Raw genomic sequence first — 16,334 nt, 5'->3', positions numbered from 1 at the left:
GTCTGGCATCGATGCTTATTCGGGAACGCCAGCCCTTTGCAGGCTTGCCAGCCAGATCCGTCGGTTCTCGGGGTGGTTTCTTGATCCTGCGAATTGCCTGCGCATCGCTGAGATTGACAGTTTAGGGTTAATCTCGAGCGCATCGTTAACAGCCTTTTGGGCATCGTCTTGTCTGCCCATCTCAGCAAGAGTGGCCGCGCTCAACAGGTGATGAAACAGCCGCCAAGTATTGCTTGTTGCCACCGCGCCCAATTGCCGGGCTGCGTCCAGCGCTTCTTCGTAGCGTTCGAGGTGAAACAAGATATGACCCTGGTAGAAGTACATGTTTTGCAACATCGGGTCGCGTGGGCTTAGCCGGATCGCCATCTCGATCTCGGGCAGGGCGCGGTCCTGCATGCGGAACCAGTCATAAGTATGCGCCAATTCCAGCCGTATAGCGCCCATTTTATCTTTGCGTCGTTCTGCGAGAGCAGACGCTCGCCTTCCGTGATGGCGGAAATATTAGCGTTGCGAATTTTTTCGAGGCACGACACCAGCGACCCCATTAAGCCAGCGTAGTTTTTGGCGTCCCAGCGAGATACGTCATGCGTATCGCTGTTGCCCCTTTTGTCGCACTGCGGCGGGCCTAAAATGCTTCCGCATCCGCGCCACCTGGATGATCACGTCGCTTGGCGCCTTCATTTCGATCCTCTCAATGACCTCGTATCCGTTAGCGCCATATAGAAGCTCACCAACCGGGGTGGCTATCAATTCCAATTGGGATATCCCTGCCATGCGGGCAGAAGTCTCGCAGAAGGACAAAACACTTTGTCCCAGTCCCCGTCGCGCGTAAGCCGGGTCGGTGTACATTGCCCGGATTCGCGCCTTCCCAGCCTCTTCACTCTGAACTTGCCGAGATTGAGAGTTGGGGTCGTGGATCAGAGGAGACCGGCGGCTCCATCCGCCCGAAGCGCAGAGCACGCCACCGATTTCGAAAACATAATATGTTCCATCCTCAATGAGCCACGGATCAAGCGGCGTGAAGGCCGATGTCGCCTCCCGTTGCTCAGCAGAGAGAAATGGGTTGAGCAATTCTTGGGTGGCGTGACGTGCCAAACACTCTATCGCCGCAAGGTCGGCTCCGGTCGCCGGTCTAATGCAAACCGACGCCGGAGGTTCGTGGGGCGTGCTCCGGTTACCAGATCCGAACGGTTTCAAAACCAGTCTCCGAGAATGTGACCTCGCGATACGTTCCGTTCGCATCGCCTTCGATCGTGAATTCAACAGCGCTTGCGCCGACATAATCGACCTCCCCACCCTGCGCGAGAATGTGCATGCCTCTCTCAATCTCACCTGGGCCGATCTTGATACCCGGCGTGTTCGCAACACGAAGCATAGCTTCTGATACAGCATTGCTGTCTGTTGTTCCGGCCGCTTGCATCGCCAAGGTCAGAACCGCCGCGGCGTCATAAGCCTCGGCGCAAAACGGTGCCTGGCTGGTGATATCGTGCGCCTGCAACATGCGTTCAAATTGATCGGTTCTTTCGTCGTCGCCACCGGGCAAGGTCCCGATCGATCCGACCAACGCCGCACCGAACTCCTCGATCAAGGAATCTGAAACCATGCCGTCAGGCAGCACAAACCGATCAAATGCACCTGTATCAAGAGATGCCTGAATGATGGCGCGACCGCCCTGGTCGGCATATCCGGCAACCAGCAAGATATCGGCACCACTGGCTGCGAGGGTGGCAACTTCAGCTGCGTAGTCCGCTTTGCCATCGACATGAGCAGCTGCCACAAGTACCTCACCACCAAGTTCTTCGAAAGCGGCGGCGAAGGTAGAGGATAATCCGACGCCGTAGTCGTTGGAGGTATAAGTCACCGCAATCTTTCGAATGCCCTTTTCGATCAGCAATTCGGCAATAACCTCACCCTGTCGTGCATCAGATGGAGCGGTACGGAAAAAGAGCCCGTTGTCTTTCGCTTCGGTCAATCCGGGTGATGTGGCAGTGGGCGATATCGTTATAACGCCATTGGGAAGCGCGACATTTGCCAAAACGGCGGCAGCCGCGCCGGAACAGCCTGCCCCAATGATCGCGGAGATATTGTCGGCCGTCACCAACCGTTCGGCTGCCGCAACCGCTAAGGACGTATCCACGCAGGTGCTGTCGGCCCGGACGGGGACGATGTCACGGCCACCTAGAAAGACGTCAGAGCTCGCAGCTTCGCGCAAAGCCAGTTCTGCGGACTCGGCTATAGCAGGCGTCATCGACTCAATCGGCCCGGTAAAGCCAAAGAGAACACCGATATGCACCGGATTTTCTTGGTCTGCGGATGCAACCGAGGCGCTTGCGCATATTGCTGTGGTCAAGAGTAAGTTTTTGGTCATTGAATCCTCGCTTGGGTCGTACGAGAGGCGGCGTGAAGGCCAAAGGAACGCTCTACTCGATGCTGAGCAATCGGAATATTGCCAGTTTGTTGGGAGCCGATCGGCTACGGTTCCAAACTAGTCGGAGCAACCATGTGATGCTTGTAGACGATCTGCAGAATTCCGGGAGAAATCGGGGATTTTTGACCAATCAAATAGGCTGATGATTTCCTATCTCGCATTACACACAGACAGAACGGGCAACCATTTGACGCTTCCGCCGCTGCCTGACAGAATCCCGTCAGATCGGCAGTGCAAAAAACTGGGCGACCCCGAGAAAGCGAAACGTGCTCAGACGGAGCGGACCATGATTTATGGGTTTGGCGACTTCGAACTCGACACAGATGCATTTGAACTTCGCAAAAACGGAGACAAGGTTGCGGTCGAACCTCAGGTCTTTGCCGTCATTCAGTTTCTGATCAAAAACAGAGATCGAATGGTTTCGAAATCAGAAATAATGGATGCCATCTGGAATGGGCGGATCGTTTCTGAGGCTGCAATCAGCAGTCGCATTCGCTCCGCGAGGAAAGCGCTGGGAGATACCGGCAAGACGCGGCAAATGATACAGACGATCCACGGCAGAGGTTTTCGGTTCATCGCCCCAGTGACTGAAGCGGTTTCCTCATCTGCAATTCACTCACAACAAGCCAAACCGACTGCGCATTCCTTGGCATTGCCTGAAAGAAAAGATCGGCCAGCAATCGCAGTGCTACCTTTTGAGAATTTTGGCTCCGACCGCGAAGACGATTATTTTGCTGCCGGATTAACAGAGGAGATCATAGCGAACCTCTCTCGGTTCCGCGACCTCTTTGTCTTTTCGCGCTCGACCACAGCTGCACTCTCGCGCGAGCAGGCAACCATCAGTGACGTCAGGCAAACGCTTGAAGCGGATTTTGTAATAGAGGGAAGCGTACGAAAGTCAGATACGAAGGTTCGCATTACTTTTCAGCTTATTGACACAGAGACAGACGGGCACATTCTTGTCGAAAAGTATGATCGTGCATGCACGCTCGAGAACATCTTCGATATCCAGGACAAGATCGCTTTGCTTATCGCGGCTCGAGTCGCAAATCGGCGCGACTTACTGGACGACGCGGCCACACATTCTGGTCGCCATAGCCGACCAGCAACCTGGCAGACGTATCGATCAATCGCCCAGTACTACGAATATGCCAGAATTCGAGATCCCCGGATGCATGCTGCGGTGCAGGACGAATTGCGCAATGTACTTTCAAAGGATCCAACTTCTTCGGATGCTTGTGCAGCCCTTGCCGTCGTGCTGCTCGACGAATACCGATTTCCAGTTAGGGCAAATGACAGTAGCTCCATTTTGGGTGAGGCCTTTAGATACGCCCGACACTCTGTATCGCTCGATCCGGACAATGCATTTGCCCATCAGGCAATCGCGATTGTTCAGTTCTATCGCGGCGAATTCGAGAACTTCTTAAGCGCGGTGGAAAAGTCAATTGCACTCAATCCCGGCAAGTCGGATGCGATAGCCGAGTTCGGATATTGCTTCTACATGGCCGGCGACATTGATCGCGCGCTTTACTTTCTTGATCGGTCTTCCGAGCTCAACCCACTGGAGGATCGCATCCCACGCCTTTTCCGCGCCGCGTGTTATTTCATGCAGGACAGGTTCCAGGATGCGTTGATCGAAATTTGCAGGTCTCCGATGTCAGGTGCATACTGGTATCACGCTTACGCGCTCGCCATTTCGCATGCAGCCGGCAACCTCAAAAGAGCAAAGAAAGAAGCCGCCAAAATGCGAAAGCACTTCCCGGATTTCATGACGGAACGGTCGGCAATAAATGCAGTGTTGCGTGTCTCGCGCGACGTCGACGAAAAATTCGCACGAATCTGGCAGCTTTATCTTTCCTGAAAATAAACAGCTTTCGGTTGCTCAAATTCGATAATGGCCAAGGTCTCAAGCGCGGCCAAAAGCCAGCCTTCGCTTCACCCGCAACGATTATCGCCCAACTGGATAGGTGGGCATGGAACAGTGGCATAGGAGCAATATACGCAACAGTCACCTTCCAACGGCGTAAGAACCGTTTTGCACGACCTGCACTCGTAGAACCATTGGCAGGCGTCAATCGACATTTCTTCGGTTTCGCCATGCCCACACTTTGGGCAAGTCAATGTGCTTTCAAGCACTACGTTTTGGTCCGTCATTATCTCACTTTTGCACAGTCAGGATATCGTTGATCCGAGCCTCACATAATACGATAACCCAAGACAATCCGGTCGAGGTTGCTATCAACTCCAAGAACCGATTGTTGGTTAATTCCGATTATCTGTCCAATGACTTTGCGAGATCAGCAAGTAGGATAGGCTTCTAATCTTGAATGGATCCCGCTGCTGATATCGACAGTCTGATAGCCTGCGCACAATACCGACACTAAATCACCTTTGGCGGCCTATCCTTTGGGGCGGATCGAAAAACAGTAAGGCTTGGGATAGCCAAATGCCCAATAATTTGGTGGAATGGGTAAAAACTCATTGTTAACTGCCCCTGAGACAAGGTGTCCTTGTCTGCGTCGACTTGCCGCCATTCTAGCCGCTGATGTTGTTGGATTTTCCGCACAGATGTCGCGAGACGAACAAGGCACGTTGGAACAGCTGATCGCTTTTCGGCGAAATTGCTTCGATCCGCAGATTGCCCAGCACAATGGCAGAATTGTTAAACTTATGGGCGATGGAGCATTGGTCGAGTTCGCGAGCGTTCTGGATGCGGTCGCTTGCGCGATTGCCATCCAAATCAACACCAAAGCTCAAAGCGCCGACCGGTTTCAACTTAGAATTGCCGCTGTCATCTACCTCCTCAGGCGCTCCCAAACCAAAATACCCCGTCCTTTCTTTCCTCCGAAAATGACCCCTTCCGCCGTCAATTCCAAAAGCTCGCCGATTGGCGCCATAGTTCGCAACTTATCCTGCCCGGCCCAAGATGCCTCAGTCGCAGCATGAACCCGGTGCCGAACGACTGCGCCTTCTATTGACCAATCACCGCAATACGAGAAGTAGCTGGGGTCTTCACTTGAGTGGGTTCCCTCAACATGCCTGTCGGGGTTCCAAAGGTGAGCCGACATGAACCCATCGCTCGAGTAGACAATCCGGCCTTGCGGGTTGTCGCCATAGGGCAGAAGAGTGAAGCCGTCGTCAAACTCGGTGACGAAACTCTTCAATACCCATGTTCCGATTATCGTGATGGTCTCGCTCATTCTGACAAAGCTAACCCAGCAAATGGTTACACGGCAATGACCGGGTTGAACTCAGAGCTGCGGACGAAGCTGACATTGAAAATGCTCAAACTAACGGTCTCTCACCAGTGAACAGCCTGGTCCAAGATAGATCACCGAATTCCACATCTCTTCCGTCACTTTGCAGTTGTCCGTTCCTCTTCGTTGGTCGTCTGTTGGGCTGAGTCCTCCTGAGGCGGACCTCTTTGGAATGGTCTGCTTTTCAGTGTCGAAAAATATACTCCAAACTGCGTTCATCTTCACTAATACCTCCAGCGGGCTACGTGCCCCTGAAGACTGCGCGACATTTTTCGTTGGGCGTGAGTGGCGGAACAGCTAAAAAGGGGGCAAATTCACCACTTTGGGAATTTTCCCGATGCCATTTTCGGTTCAGATCGTTGCCACCCCTGAAACCAGCGCCTCCAGCGTATTTGGCCTATATGACACTTTGGTTGCCGCAGGGCGGGACTGGGAACATTTGGTGAGCGGCGAGAAACCCATGCCGGTGTTCGACGTCAGTCTCGTTGGCCCGGACATTGAAGGATTTCGTTGCGGAAGTGGCATATGGATCGCGCCAGACCAGACATTTAAGAACGCAGGCGACGCTGATATTGTGATCGTACCTGGACTGACACTTTCACCGCACGACCGGCTCGACCCCGAACAACATCCTTGTTTGGGGTGGCTTGCCAAGCGCGACTTGGCCAAGACGCGTATTGTGTCAGCCTGCACAGGTGCGGTTTATTTGGCGGAAGTAGGTATTTTGGATGGGGTTGAAGCGACCACACATTGGGCTTGGGAAGGCCTTTTTCGAAGGTTCTATCCAAATGCGCGGCTTCGCATCGACCGCGGCCTTTGCTTTGCTGATGCGGCTCGCGGACCTGTAACGTCGGGTGGGACAACCGGGTGGCAGGAACTCGCTACGTTCCTGATCGCGCATTACGGCGGCACGCAAAGGGCGGTGCGGGCAGCAAAAGTCTGGCTTATGGCCAACCGCGGAGAACTCCAGTCACCGTTCAGTTCAATGATTACTACGGCACCTCATGCTGACGCCGTTATCTCACAGGTTCAGTTATGGATTTCTGACAACTACGCCATCGATAACCCAGTCGCAGAAATGGTCAAACGTTCCGGCTTGCCGCCGACTACGTTTGCACGACGCTTCCGCAAAGCCACGAATAAGTCACCGCAAGATTACGTTTTGGCGCTGCGAATTGAAGAGGCCCGGCAGTTGCTTGAAACTACCGACTGCTCCGTGGTGGAGGTCGGAGAAGCGGTCGGCTATGCCGATACGCCGTCGTTTAGAAGGTTGTTCAAGCGAAAGACAGGACTGACCCCTGCCGAACATCGCAAAATGTTCGGCCAGTCTCGGTTTTCTAGCTACTCCTGATGGACGGTGTTCAAGATTGGCAATCCTATTGACCGCTTTGGGGTTCGTGCCGCCGGTCGGACAATTCCGCTCAAAGTCTGCAACGCGGACAGAGTCGCCGTCCACTCAGCATAAAGCAATGAACGCTCTCAGCCCAAAGCGGACCTTCAAAACCGATTTTGAAATATCCGAGATGTGAACAAGTCCGTTTATTCTCATTCACCGCTGCAATACCCGTAACCGGCCCGGCCGAGCATTTTCGGCCAAGCGTCCCTTCGAACAAACGTAAAGCCGTTTCTTAATTGGATATTGAGACAATTACGCTGGTTTCTGGGTTCAAATCATCGTTCGGATCCGTCAAAATGCCGGCTGGAAAGGAAACCGAGATAGGTCGATCTTTAGTATCAAGGCAGAGCATGTGGTTATTGTCCCCGTCACCCAGATCGGCAAGCGCGGCGGGCCTAACTGTGCGTTGAGATCCATCTTCGGCCTCTACGATGATACTATACAGATCACGTTCCACATTGCCAGGTTCCTTACCATTGGCCAGCGTAACGCCACCCGCCCAAGTTACTCTAATGGCTTGTACGATGTTTTCACTTGGACAAAGGCTTCCTCTGGTTCGGCGCGGTCCCAAATTTCCGACCAAAGTCCAATCTTCAACAACCTCGGCAAAGATCAATGACGGCCCGTCTTCCAGCGGAGTCACGGCGACAGTGGCACCTCGAAAATCAAGCGTTCCATCGATGGAATGAAGGTGTCCAATAATCTCGACTTCAACCGGTGGATCCTCGGAAACGTTACCAAAATCCCCGATGAGAAGCACAGTGCGCAATTCACCGGGATCGGTAGCAGGCATCACTGACGCGCAGTGCATTGTTCCGATCTGGCCTGACTTTGTTACGACTCTGAAGTCACCAGCTTGCAAAGTTTCCAGATCTACCTGGGTAGAAAAAATAACAGGCATCCCGTCTTTGCCCCTGGAACCTTTGCAAATCAGATTTGCTACACGGGGCAACGCCTCGAGCCCGTGGAACGCAGAAAGCAACTCGGCCTCTTGCCCTCCAGCTGAACTCGGCAATCCGAGGTTTGGGGTTGTATCTTCAAGTTCACGACTTGAGACGTCCTTTGCGCATAAAGCCGTGCCTGACAAGACAAACGCAGTGGCAGGTGCGAACAATCTGATCGCTTGGCTCCATTTCCTAAACTGCTTCAGCAATTAGGTTTTTCTCCATGTTTGGTCCGCGGCGCTGCGGGCTTTCGAGCTGTTACGTGTAGGAATTCAAGAAACACACGCAAACAAGTTTGGTCTAACTTGCTGCTATGCGGTCGCCAACAACGCATCGGAAAGCTCGTATTCCGAAAGTGCCCCAGGTGCACCTATTGCAACAAGCCTTGTTTCAGGTTTTCGGTGGCCCCATGCGCCGTCCCTTGCGATGTCCATGCGCTTTCCGACAACCTGAACAAGAATGCGATGATCCGGATCCTCCTCGCTAAAAACAAAGCCCTTGAGGCGATAAACGTCGCCCGGAAGCTTTCGAATTGCACTCCGAAGAGAAGACAAGCTTATCGGGCTTTCAGCTTTCATCATAGTTGTTGAGAAGCTGTCCGAGTGATCAGAGTGGTGGCAACCACAATCCGGTCCATGCTCGTGATGATCGGGTATTTCTGTTTCTAGCTGTTCGGCGGCAAAACGACCAACTGAAAGAAGTATATCCAGTGGGACGTCTGCGTTGACAGCTTCGACCAGGCGATATCGACGGAAGCGAGATCCGAGCCAATCGTGCACCCTTTGAACAGCCGCCCTGTCGACGAGGTCGACCTTGTTCAAAATAACCATGTCCGAAAACGCAATTTGACGGAGCTTCAGTTCCATTTGTTCCGGTGCAGCAAATAGTTGTTCCGCATCGACAAGACACATGAGGCTGTCCAAGCGGATCATGTCCCGAAACTTTTGATCTGTAAATGTCATCGCGATTGACGATGGATCCGACACTCCGCTTGCTTCAAGGACGATGTATTCTGGTTTCTCAGGCCGGGCGAGAACGGCTTCTACCGTTTCGATCAGGTCATCTCGGATCGAGCAGCAAACGCAGCCATTCGCAAGGCTCATCACATCATCTTCGAGACCGACGACCAAGTCAGCGTCAACGTTTATTGATCCAAAGTCATTCACCAGAACCGCAACCCGCAACCCGTGATTGCCGGTCAGGATGCGGTTCAAAAGTGTTGTCTTACCGGCTCCAAGAAAGCCGGTAAGGATCGTTACAGGGATTGCGGATGACGACCCAAATTCGATCATGCCGTTACTCCGCCTTCTTCTTGCGATTCGGGATGACGTCATCGACCTTGATTACGAAATCGCTGGGCCACTCGGGATCGGGAGCACGGAATACGTCAGCTGGATAGTATTCTTTCGGATCGATCTCCATATCGCGGTATTTCTGGTCCTGCTGTTCGGCACGTGATGACCGCGGTGCTGGCGGCTTGATTTCATCCGGCAAGGTGATCTTGCCTTCCGCTTCCATCTTGCCCAATTCGCGGAATGGCGCGACCGAACCAGATTTTCCGGGAAGTGTCGCCTTGCGATACCAGATTGCATCTTTGGTGACGTTGACGACAGCGACGTCCAAACCCCAAGCGAACAGCCCATCATAGTGGGCACGGATTCCCGCCAGCATTTCGGCATCGATATCCTCGTCTTGCGTATAGTGGGTTACCATTGCAAGCCGTGGGCGCGCCTCAGCCATCATCTTACCGACCGCATAGTGCGATGTATGATGCGTATCGATTGTGTAGTTGAACAGCTCTTGCGGCAGGCCGTACTTGTAGGTCATCAACTGACCGATATCCTGTCCGGACATTTCGGTCACAAACACATCGACGCCTTTTCCGTATTCAAGGCTCAGTTCATCGGGGCGGCCGTCGCCGGTCCAAACAAAGCTCAGTCCGTTCCAATCCAGCCGATACCCGACTGCACCGTCTTTGGCGTGGCTACGAGGCCAGGACCGAACAGTCACGCCATCTTCGTCATAGACGATGCCGCCTTCTTGACGGAAATCGAATTCGTTAACTTCGATCTCGTAGCCGTCCCCAATCGGGAACACATCGAAGGCCTCAAGATGCCATTTGAGCATCTGCTGCATGCCTTTCACCATTCCGGCTGTACCAAGCTCCGGTGTCCGACCAGAAGGGCCGTGAATGCGCAGCGGCGTGTATCCACCAGACCAAGCCCGGAACGGGTAGATGTAAGGGATGTCTGCATAGTGATCGACATGCAGGTGTGTGATGAAGATGTCGTTGATCAACTGCCCCGGAACCTGCATCCCGATAATGTTGCGGACGCAGCCCGAGCCGAAGTCGAAGAAGAACCTCTTTCCATTACCCAATTCGACCATGATGCAAGTCCCAGCCTGATCTTCGCGGGGCGGAAATGGCGTCGAACCACAGAACGATATCCGCATTTCGTCGGGACCGAGGTCCTCGGAAAGCGGGAAATAGTTCGCATTCGAGCCCGTCATGTATTTGGTAGGACGGAAGTACTCCGGCAGAGTGATGCCTCCGGCAGGCCTGCCGCCGTACGGGTTCTTTAGGCTTTCGCCTAGTGGCCCATCACCGGGGTGCGCCTGTGCAGTTCCTGTACCGTAGCTAACGGCACCGGTTGCGACCGCACCTGCTGCCAGTCCCTGCATAACGTGTCGCCGGGAAGGGTTTTCGATGTCGTCAGATTTCTGGATCTGTTCGTTCTTAAGTTCTTTGCCGTTGTCTTCTTTTGTCATGGCTGTGCCCTTAGTTGGAAATGCTACGAAGGTTGCGCTTCACCATCCGGCGAAGCTCGTTCACGAGTTCGGATCTGATGTGGGCCCATTCCGCGCGTTCTGTGGCTGTGATCGATGTGTCATCCAACAGCGCTGTAACTTTCTTTAGGTCTTCGATTGCCTCGCTGAGTAACGCATCCGTTTCGGTACGCCCTGAAAGCGCATCGGAAAGATCTGGAAGCTCGTCACTCAGTTCCCAAGTCACTAGATAATCCCCGGTTCCCACTATCTATTCTCACATCAAGATGAGTGCGGTTGACGACATGCGCCAAGTGAGTCACCGTGAGTTGGGGGTGAGTTTGCTTTGAACCAAGCTAATGAATTGCCGATAGATCAAAATGTTGCACCGCCATCGCCGGAGCTTGTCCGACAGGCACTTCAGAACGTTGTCTCCAGCGTCGCGTTCCAGGCTTCGCCTCGACTCCAACAATTTCTTACATACGTGGTCGAAGAAACTCTCGCGGGTCGTGGTACCCAGATCCGGGGTAAAGCAATCGCGGTCGAAGTCTACGGTCGGAGTATTGATGGCACTGGTGGTCGAAACCTTGTCCGCGTCGAAGCCAGGCGCCTGCGGCGACTGCTACATGAGTTTTATGAAGATCAATGGGACGGTGAGGGAGTTCGAATTTTTGTTGATTCCGGCGGATACAAGCCACGGTTTTCGCAAGGAAGAAAGACAGGAAGCGACGACTCAACCGCTCAGGACAGCGATCTGATTGGTGGGAATCGACGTCTGGTACAACTGCTGCCAATTGGGCTGGGTTGCCTAGTGTTGATTGCGGTGGCTGGCTTTTGGTTCACTCGGGATAACAAGGTAGCTTTGCCCTCAGCCCAATCTATCGAACAGGCTGAGCGAACTGCTCTTGGTGAGCAATCTTTGACAAGGCTTCAGGCGGCTAATCTTGCGGATCAAGCCCGAGGGATGTTTTTCCCTGTTTTTGATATCAAGCGCCAGCAAATAGCACTGGGAATGTTTCAGCATGCCGCGGAGCTCGACCCCGCACTCTCCGACGGTTATGCCGGATCGGCACAGGTCCTGGCGACTTTGGCCATGCTGTCCCCTGATGAGGCACAAAGAGACGACCTTTTTAGCCAAGCTGCCGAGATGTCGGGAATAGCGCTTGATCTATCTCCCACTGATGCGTGGGCAAACGGTGCAAATGGTTGGGTTTTGGCCGCCCAAAACAATCCAGTCGAGGCTATGAAATACGCAAGACTGTCGGCCAAGCTTGCGCCGAATGATGGTCATATTCTGGATCTTGTTGGCATCACTGCCATCATGGCGGGCGCCCCAGATCTTGCGGCTGAGGTTAGCGATCCAGAAAGACTCAGGTCAGGATCGGGCCGCTTTGGCGCACGAAACATTTGGGGTGTATCGCAACTGATGCTCGGAAATTACGAAGGCGTTGTGGACGCCTTCAAAGGCGCGCCTGCAGCCGGTGCGCCTGTAAGTGCTCCTTCTCTCCTGTTCCAAGCCGTTGCGCAGGATCAGTCGGGACATACCGAAGAAGCTCAGCGACTTATTTCCGAAATGCGCAAAACGTGGCCGGAGTTTCCATCTGAGTTTCTCGTCGGCAGGATTTTCCAAAATGATGACGCAACGCGGCAAGCGATACTGGATACTCTGATCAGATACTGATGAAACGCGTCGCATCGTTGTCGATGCAAAGCGTCATATTTGCTGTCGCAACGCTTGGCTGCTTATTTCCGTAATACGGGCAACGGGCATCATCGGCCAAAGTGGGCTCACACCGGTCATTCGACGAGTTCAGATTAACGACCGAAGTGCGGACTTAGCTGCCGTCAGTATTTGCCCGAAGCCAAGTTTTTGACTCTTGCAACACTTGCCCAAGGCGAACATCTGTGCTGCCTACAATGCACGAATGAATTTTTTTCAAGGTTTCTTGGAGTCGCTGGAGCAACACCTCAAACTCATTTGGTGCAGGCTACCCGAACAACTCGGTCCGCCTCGCATTCGTTTCTCTTGGTGCAATCACCTTCAGAATTTCTACCGCTCTCATAGACACACATAGGTGGATTCGTTGACCAACCCTGCTTCGTGGTGCATTCATCTTTGCCCGTGCATTGCGAGCCTCCACAAGTTTTGGGGCGCCATTGTCTGAGCGACTGATATGTTTTCCATTCACTTGGGCAAGTTCTGCTGGGAAAAGAACATACCGCTTCTCCATTTATCATTTCGGTTAACCCTCCGGCGTTGCTACACTCCACCGCTGTGGCTGCCGCACCGATAGTGGCTGAAACTGCCACAACAAGGAAGAAAGTTCCTGCAGATAGTTTTACCATATAGCACACCACTTTTTTCCCAACGCGATCATACGCAGTACGACAGCAAGAATAAGACCAAGAAAAAGCTCTCAGCCTCACTGTCAATTGGTACCATCAGTGGACGTTCAACAAGACCCGAGCGATACCTGCTCCTCACAAAAATAATCCAATGACCGAATTTTCACTCATCTGTGTGCACTCCGTTCACGCAATACTCAAATCCCAACGACTTGCCCTTTGAGGCTATATAGAATGTACCAGACTTCCTCTTGCTCCCGTTGACCAACGTCGTTTGCCTTTAGTGCGTTCACGGCGTCGTCCAATACTGCGACAAACTCGTCTCCGCTGATGTTCATGTGCCGATGCGCGCTAACCATATCCTTGCCTGCATAGATCTCAGGTCCACCAGAACCAGTAATAAAGAAGTCCCCCGCCATTTGCTTGAGGTGCTTCATATCACTTCCTGCAAATCGAGCAGAGACAACTGGGTTTTTGGAGTGATTGTCCACCAGAGTGTCAACTATTCGCCGAATACCATCCGTCCCTCCCAGGCGATCATAAAGTGTCGCAGACATTGTCTAGACACAAAGCGATGTCGATGCTCGCGTTGCCAATTTGGTCATTCAGTACTTCGACTTTTTCAGAATCAAAACTGCACTTTCTTTGCAACCGCGATCAATGACACAATCCGGGACAAACCCACCGTCTGAGTGTATTTATCGCCGTACAATTCGATCCAAAACAATCAACGCAAATCTGTGTCACGCTGCTCAAGGTCCAGAATAGCATTGAATTCATTCTCCGGGTCCATCCAGGCAACTAGGATCGCGCCTTCGTCGATGTCGTAAGTCTCGATTTCTGCTGGAGTGACATGGATAATGCGCTCATTCCCTAAGAATGCGCCTCCATGGGTTTCTCCGAACACGACGCGGATCATCCGGGACCCTGGAGCAAACATGCGCAGATACGGATCCGCGGGCTTGCCCATGTTTAAAACCTCTGCCTTGCTACGAACCCATTTTTCGCCAGCAATGCTCTGCTCAGGACTTCGCAAAGCCGAGACTGCGCCTTCTGAAACAGAAGCGACGGCTGCTGACAGCATGACCGCACCAATTGCCATCTGGGCTGCACCTGCGTTTGTCCCGCTGTAGTTCGTCCAGGCAGCAAGGCGCATCAAGCGCCGCTGCGGGTGATAGAGCACGTCGACAATGTCGCCGACCTCGACCGCGTTCCAAAGGTCTATCGGAGCGACTTCTTTTAGGGAAAATGCGCGCGGGTCATCCAAAAGTTGGAAGCGCAAAAAGTGACGTTTCGAAGGTTTGGTGCGATTCCGTTCGTCGCGACCAACGTGGCCCTTCTTGACCCATTTGTCGGTCACACGCGCCTGCCCAGGTCGACCGGCTCGCTTCAAATATGTCGAATTCAGATAGTGCCGATAGCCCCGCGCGGTGATGACCAATCCTACTACGCCGAGCGCAACCATCCCAAGAAACGGAAGCCAATTGAAGAGAATGTCAGCCACTGGATCTCCGGGTCGATATATTTCTTGGATCATGCGACTGTCTCCTGCGGTGGCACGGCCGTTAGAAGGTTGCCGGGCGGGCGTAGTCTGGAATGTAGCTAGAAAATGCCACTTCTGTACATGTCCCGGGAGTTAACCTCATATCTATAGGCCAGGTGTGGGCTGAGATCGCTAAAAAACGGAAAATGAAGCTATTACTGGATGTTCATTCACTAGGGCGGGGGCATTGGTTTGCTCCCCGTGCCCGCCCACACGTTTCTAGCGAAGATGGGGGTCATGGTCCTTCACAGACCAGCGGAAAGACCCCGACCTCCGGGATCTTGAGCGTGCCAACGGTGATTTGGTCGTCGCCTTCAACAGCCGTTATCAGCCGCACTGATGCAACAATGCGGTCAAACTCAGGATCGGTGAAATCCAGCAATGTGTGCGTGTTCTCCGCAGCCCCCTGTGCCAAAACAAGGGGTAGCGCACCTTCTGTCTCTGTCATGCTCCAGTCCTGTCCATCGGCGTGGATAGTCGCGCTGACAATCGCAAGGCCGGGTACGGATCCAAAGCCAAATGCTACCGCAACGCCTGACTCATCAGGTGCTTCACAGGACACAAGAAACGTCGCAAAAGAAGGGCTTGCAATGACGCTTGCCACAAACGCGAGTACGATTGTTCGTATAATGATTAGTTCCTCCGTTTGCAGCCCATTTCACAGCCTATGACGTTTTGGTCTCAACATGAACCGCCAATGCACTGTCGCGTTTTTGGCACTGTTGTGACATTAGCGATTAGAGGCAGTTCAAGTGAATACCGAAACTCTGAAATGTCAGCTCCGTGCTCGCATTGTGAGTCCATTTTCGGATAAGTGCTGAGGTTGTCTCTACTGACTGGTTTTGAGGCCGCGTTTCAGCACGAAAATTCGCGCACTTGCAGAAGGATTTGTGCAGCAAGTGCACGTATCGAGAATATTGAATTCACAGCGGGGGCTCGGAGTAGAACTGCGGGCAGTCCGCTTTGACAGCAGCCGTTGGTAGTGGCCCAATTCGGACCTTCACCAAACCGTACTTTCGCTACACCGCGAAAAACCCACCCTGTCGGACCATCGCGGTAGAGACTTTGTAGAAACCAATATGTCCCAGTACTGCCCACCTAAGTCCCATGGGAAAAGTCCAAATGCCAGCCTTGCCCCACATCTATATGGCGGATAGAGCACTCTTCGATTAGCTCTTCGTAGCCTGGGGGAAGGAAAGACTCCTGCCACGTTTCCCCGAACAGCGCTTGCACCGCTTTGATGTCGCGCCATACCGATGTAAAGACGACATAGTCGTCATCCATGCCGACACCGTGGCCGAAGAAATAACCCAAGTTCCCGGGGCGCCCGTGCACTAATTCCGCGGAAGTCACCCCGAATTTCGCGATCAGTTCACCCGCACGGCCAGGCTTTGTTTGGACTTGGAACAACCTCAGTATTGGCCCGGAACTTGCTGATCCATCATTCATTTCGACCTCCAAGCTGGCGTTTTTTTCAGAGCGGCATTCACCCTGCCTCGGGCTTGCGCCACCGTCAAGGACCGGCCCATTGCCGACCTTGAGCATCGTCTTCAAATGCTGCGGATGCAGCCCGCTTTCCGGACATTCGCCGCAACAGCGAACTTCGAGCGACATCAACTCACATTTCGCGAACTTTGCCACCGTTCGTTTTCCC

18 protein-coding genes are annotated in these 16,334 nt (G+C 53.2%); 4 read left to right on the top strand and 14 right to left on the bottom strand.

Going from position 1 to position 16,334, the window contains the following annotated elements; genetic code table 11:
• Positions 1 to 15 precede the first annotated feature (15 nt).
• From ACR0JR_RS07355 to ACR0JR_RS07345, 3 genes are all read right to left on the bottom strand, one after another.
• The gene (locus ACR0JR_RS07355) at positions 16 to 444 is read right to left on the bottom strand and encodes a hypothetical protein (protein ID WP_480455624.1); all 429 of its coding nucleotides are present in this window, start codon (positions 442 to 444) and stop codon (positions 16 to 18) included.
• 138 nt (positions 445 to 582) lie between these two features.
• Positions 583 to 1,095: a GNAT family N-acetyltransferase gene (locus ACR0JR_RS07350; RefSeq protein ID WP_480455623.1), complete on the bottom strand. Its 513-nt coding sequence runs from the start codon at positions 1,093 to 1,095 to the stop codon at positions 583 to 585.
• 79 nt (positions 1,096 to 1,174) lie between these two features.
• Positions 1,175 to 2,368 (bottom strand): ABC transporter substrate-binding protein, encoded by a 1,194-nt coding sequence (locus ACR0JR_RS07345; protein WP_480455622.1) that lies wholly within the window; start codon positions 2,366 to 2,368, stop codon positions 1,175 to 1,177.
• Positions 2,369 to 2,714: 346 nt separating this feature from the next.
• Between ACR0JR_RS07345 and ACR0JR_RS07340 the strand changes: the two genes are divergently transcribed.
• A complete protein-coding gene (locus ACR0JR_RS07340; RefSeq protein WP_480455620.1) occupies positions 2,715 to 4,289 on the top strand; it encodes a winged helix-turn-helix domain-containing protein in 1,575 nt (524 codons plus the stop codon).
• Between the two features lie 74 nt (positions 4,290 to 4,363).
• Here ACR0JR_RS07340 and ACR0JR_RS07335 read toward each other — a convergent pair whose 3' ends face one another.
• The 3 genes from ACR0JR_RS07335 to ACR0JR_RS07325 form a co-directional block, all read right to left on the bottom strand.
• Complete coding sequence (locus ACR0JR_RS07335) at positions 4,364 to 4,582, bottom strand: GDCCVxC domain-containing (seleno)protein (RefSeq protein WP_480455619.1); 219 nt, start codon at positions 4,580 to 4,582, stop codon at positions 4,364 to 4,366.
• Positions 4,583 to 4,963: 381 nt separating this feature from the next.
• Positions 4,964 to 5,203, bottom strand: coding sequence for a hypothetical protein (locus ACR0JR_RS07330; protein ID WP_480455618.1), 240 nt, complete (start codon positions 5,201 to 5,203; stop codon positions 4,964 to 4,966).
• Between the two features lie 20 nt (positions 5,204 to 5,223).
• Positions 5,224 to 5,628 (bottom strand): lipocalin-like domain-containing protein, encoded by a 405-nt coding sequence (locus ACR0JR_RS07325; RefSeq protein WP_480455617.1) that lies wholly within the window; start codon positions 5,626 to 5,628, stop codon positions 5,224 to 5,226.
• Positions 5,629 to 6,022: 394 nt separating this feature from the next.
• Between ACR0JR_RS07325 and ACR0JR_RS07320 the strand changes: the two genes are divergently transcribed.
• Positions 6,023 to 7,036 (top strand): GlxA family transcriptional regulator, encoded by a 1,014-nt coding sequence (locus ACR0JR_RS07320; protein WP_480455616.1) that lies wholly within the window; start codon positions 6,023 to 6,025, stop codon positions 7,034 to 7,036.
• 277 nt (positions 7,037 to 7,313) lie between these two features.
• Here ACR0JR_RS07320 and ACR0JR_RS07315 read toward each other — a convergent pair whose 3' ends face one another.
• The 4 genes from ACR0JR_RS07315 to ACR0JR_RS07300 form a co-directional block, all read right to left on the bottom strand.
• Positions 7,314 to 7,874 carry a hypothetical protein gene (locus ACR0JR_RS07315; protein ID WP_480455615.1) on the bottom strand — a complete coding sequence of 187 codons (561 nt, stop codon included), beginning with the start codon at positions 7,872 to 7,874 and terminating at the stop codon, positions 7,314 to 7,316.
• Positions 7,875 to 8,336: 462 nt separating this feature from the next.
• Positions 8,337 to 9,317 carry a CobW family GTP-binding protein gene (locus ACR0JR_RS07310; protein ID WP_480455614.1) on the bottom strand — a complete coding sequence of 327 codons (981 nt, stop codon included), beginning with the start codon at positions 9,315 to 9,317 and terminating at the stop codon, positions 8,337 to 8,339.
• A gap of 4 nt (positions 9,318 to 9,321) precedes the next feature.
• Positions 9,322 to 10,794, bottom strand: coding sequence for a guanitoxin biosynthesis MBL fold metallo-hydrolase GntH (gene gntH / locus ACR0JR_RS07305; protein ID WP_170473967.1), 1,473 nt, complete (start codon positions 10,792 to 10,794; stop codon positions 9,322 to 9,324).
• A gap of 10 nt (positions 10,795 to 10,804) precedes the next feature.
• Positions 10,805 to 11,038: a hypothetical protein gene (locus ACR0JR_RS07300; protein WP_170473965.1), complete on the bottom strand. Its 234-nt coding sequence runs from the start codon at positions 11,036 to 11,038 to the stop codon at positions 10,805 to 10,807.
• A 319-nt stretch (positions 11,039 to 11,357) separates the two neighbouring features.
• Between ACR0JR_RS07300 and ACR0JR_RS07295 the strand changes: the two genes are divergently transcribed.
• Positions 11,358 to 11,549 (top strand): hypothetical protein, encoded by a 192-nt coding sequence (locus ACR0JR_RS07295; RefSeq protein WP_170473962.1) that lies wholly within the window; start codon positions 11,358 to 11,360, stop codon positions 11,547 to 11,549.
• Positions 11,550 to 11,803: 254 nt separating this feature from the next.
• A complete protein-coding gene (locus tag ACR0JR_RS07290; RefSeq protein WP_480455613.1) occupies positions 11,804 to 12,472 on the top strand; it encodes a tetratricopeptide repeat protein in 669 nt (222 codons plus the stop codon).
• Positions 12,473 to 13,334: 862 nt separating this feature from the next.
• Here ACR0JR_RS07290 and ACR0JR_RS07285 read toward each other — a convergent pair.
• The 4 genes from ACR0JR_RS07285 to ACR0JR_RS07270 form a co-directional block, all read right to left on the bottom strand.
• Complete coding sequence (locus ACR0JR_RS07285; RefSeq protein ID WP_480455612.1) at positions 13,335 to 13,694, bottom strand: group I truncated hemoglobin; 360 nt, start codon at positions 13,692 to 13,694, stop codon at positions 13,335 to 13,337.
• 170 nt (positions 13,695 to 13,864) lie between these two features.
• Positions 13,865 to 14,674, bottom strand: a complete 810-nt coding sequence (locus ACR0JR_RS07280; protein ID WP_480455611.1) for a hypothetical protein — start codon at positions 14,672 to 14,674, stop codon at positions 13,865 to 13,867.
• Positions 14,675 to 14,915: 241 nt separating this feature from the next.
• Positions 14,916 to 15,128, bottom strand: a complete 213-nt coding sequence (locus ACR0JR_RS07275; protein ID WP_480455610.1) for a hypothetical protein — start codon at positions 15,126 to 15,128, stop codon at positions 14,916 to 14,918.
• Positions 15,129 to 15,778: 650 nt separating this feature from the next.
• The gene (locus tag ACR0JR_RS07270; RefSeq protein ID WP_480455609.1) at positions 15,779 to 16,294 is read right to left on the bottom strand and encodes an antibiotic biosynthesis monooxygenase family protein; all 516 of its coding nucleotides are present in this window, start codon (positions 16,292 to 16,294) and stop codon (positions 15,779 to 15,781) included.
• Between the last annotated feature and the right edge of the window lie 40 nt (positions 16,295 to 16,334).

It is taken from the genome of Ruegeria sp. AA3, from assembly GCF_056542905.1.
This window is presented reverse-complemented; position numbering and strand designations above follow the sequence as displayed.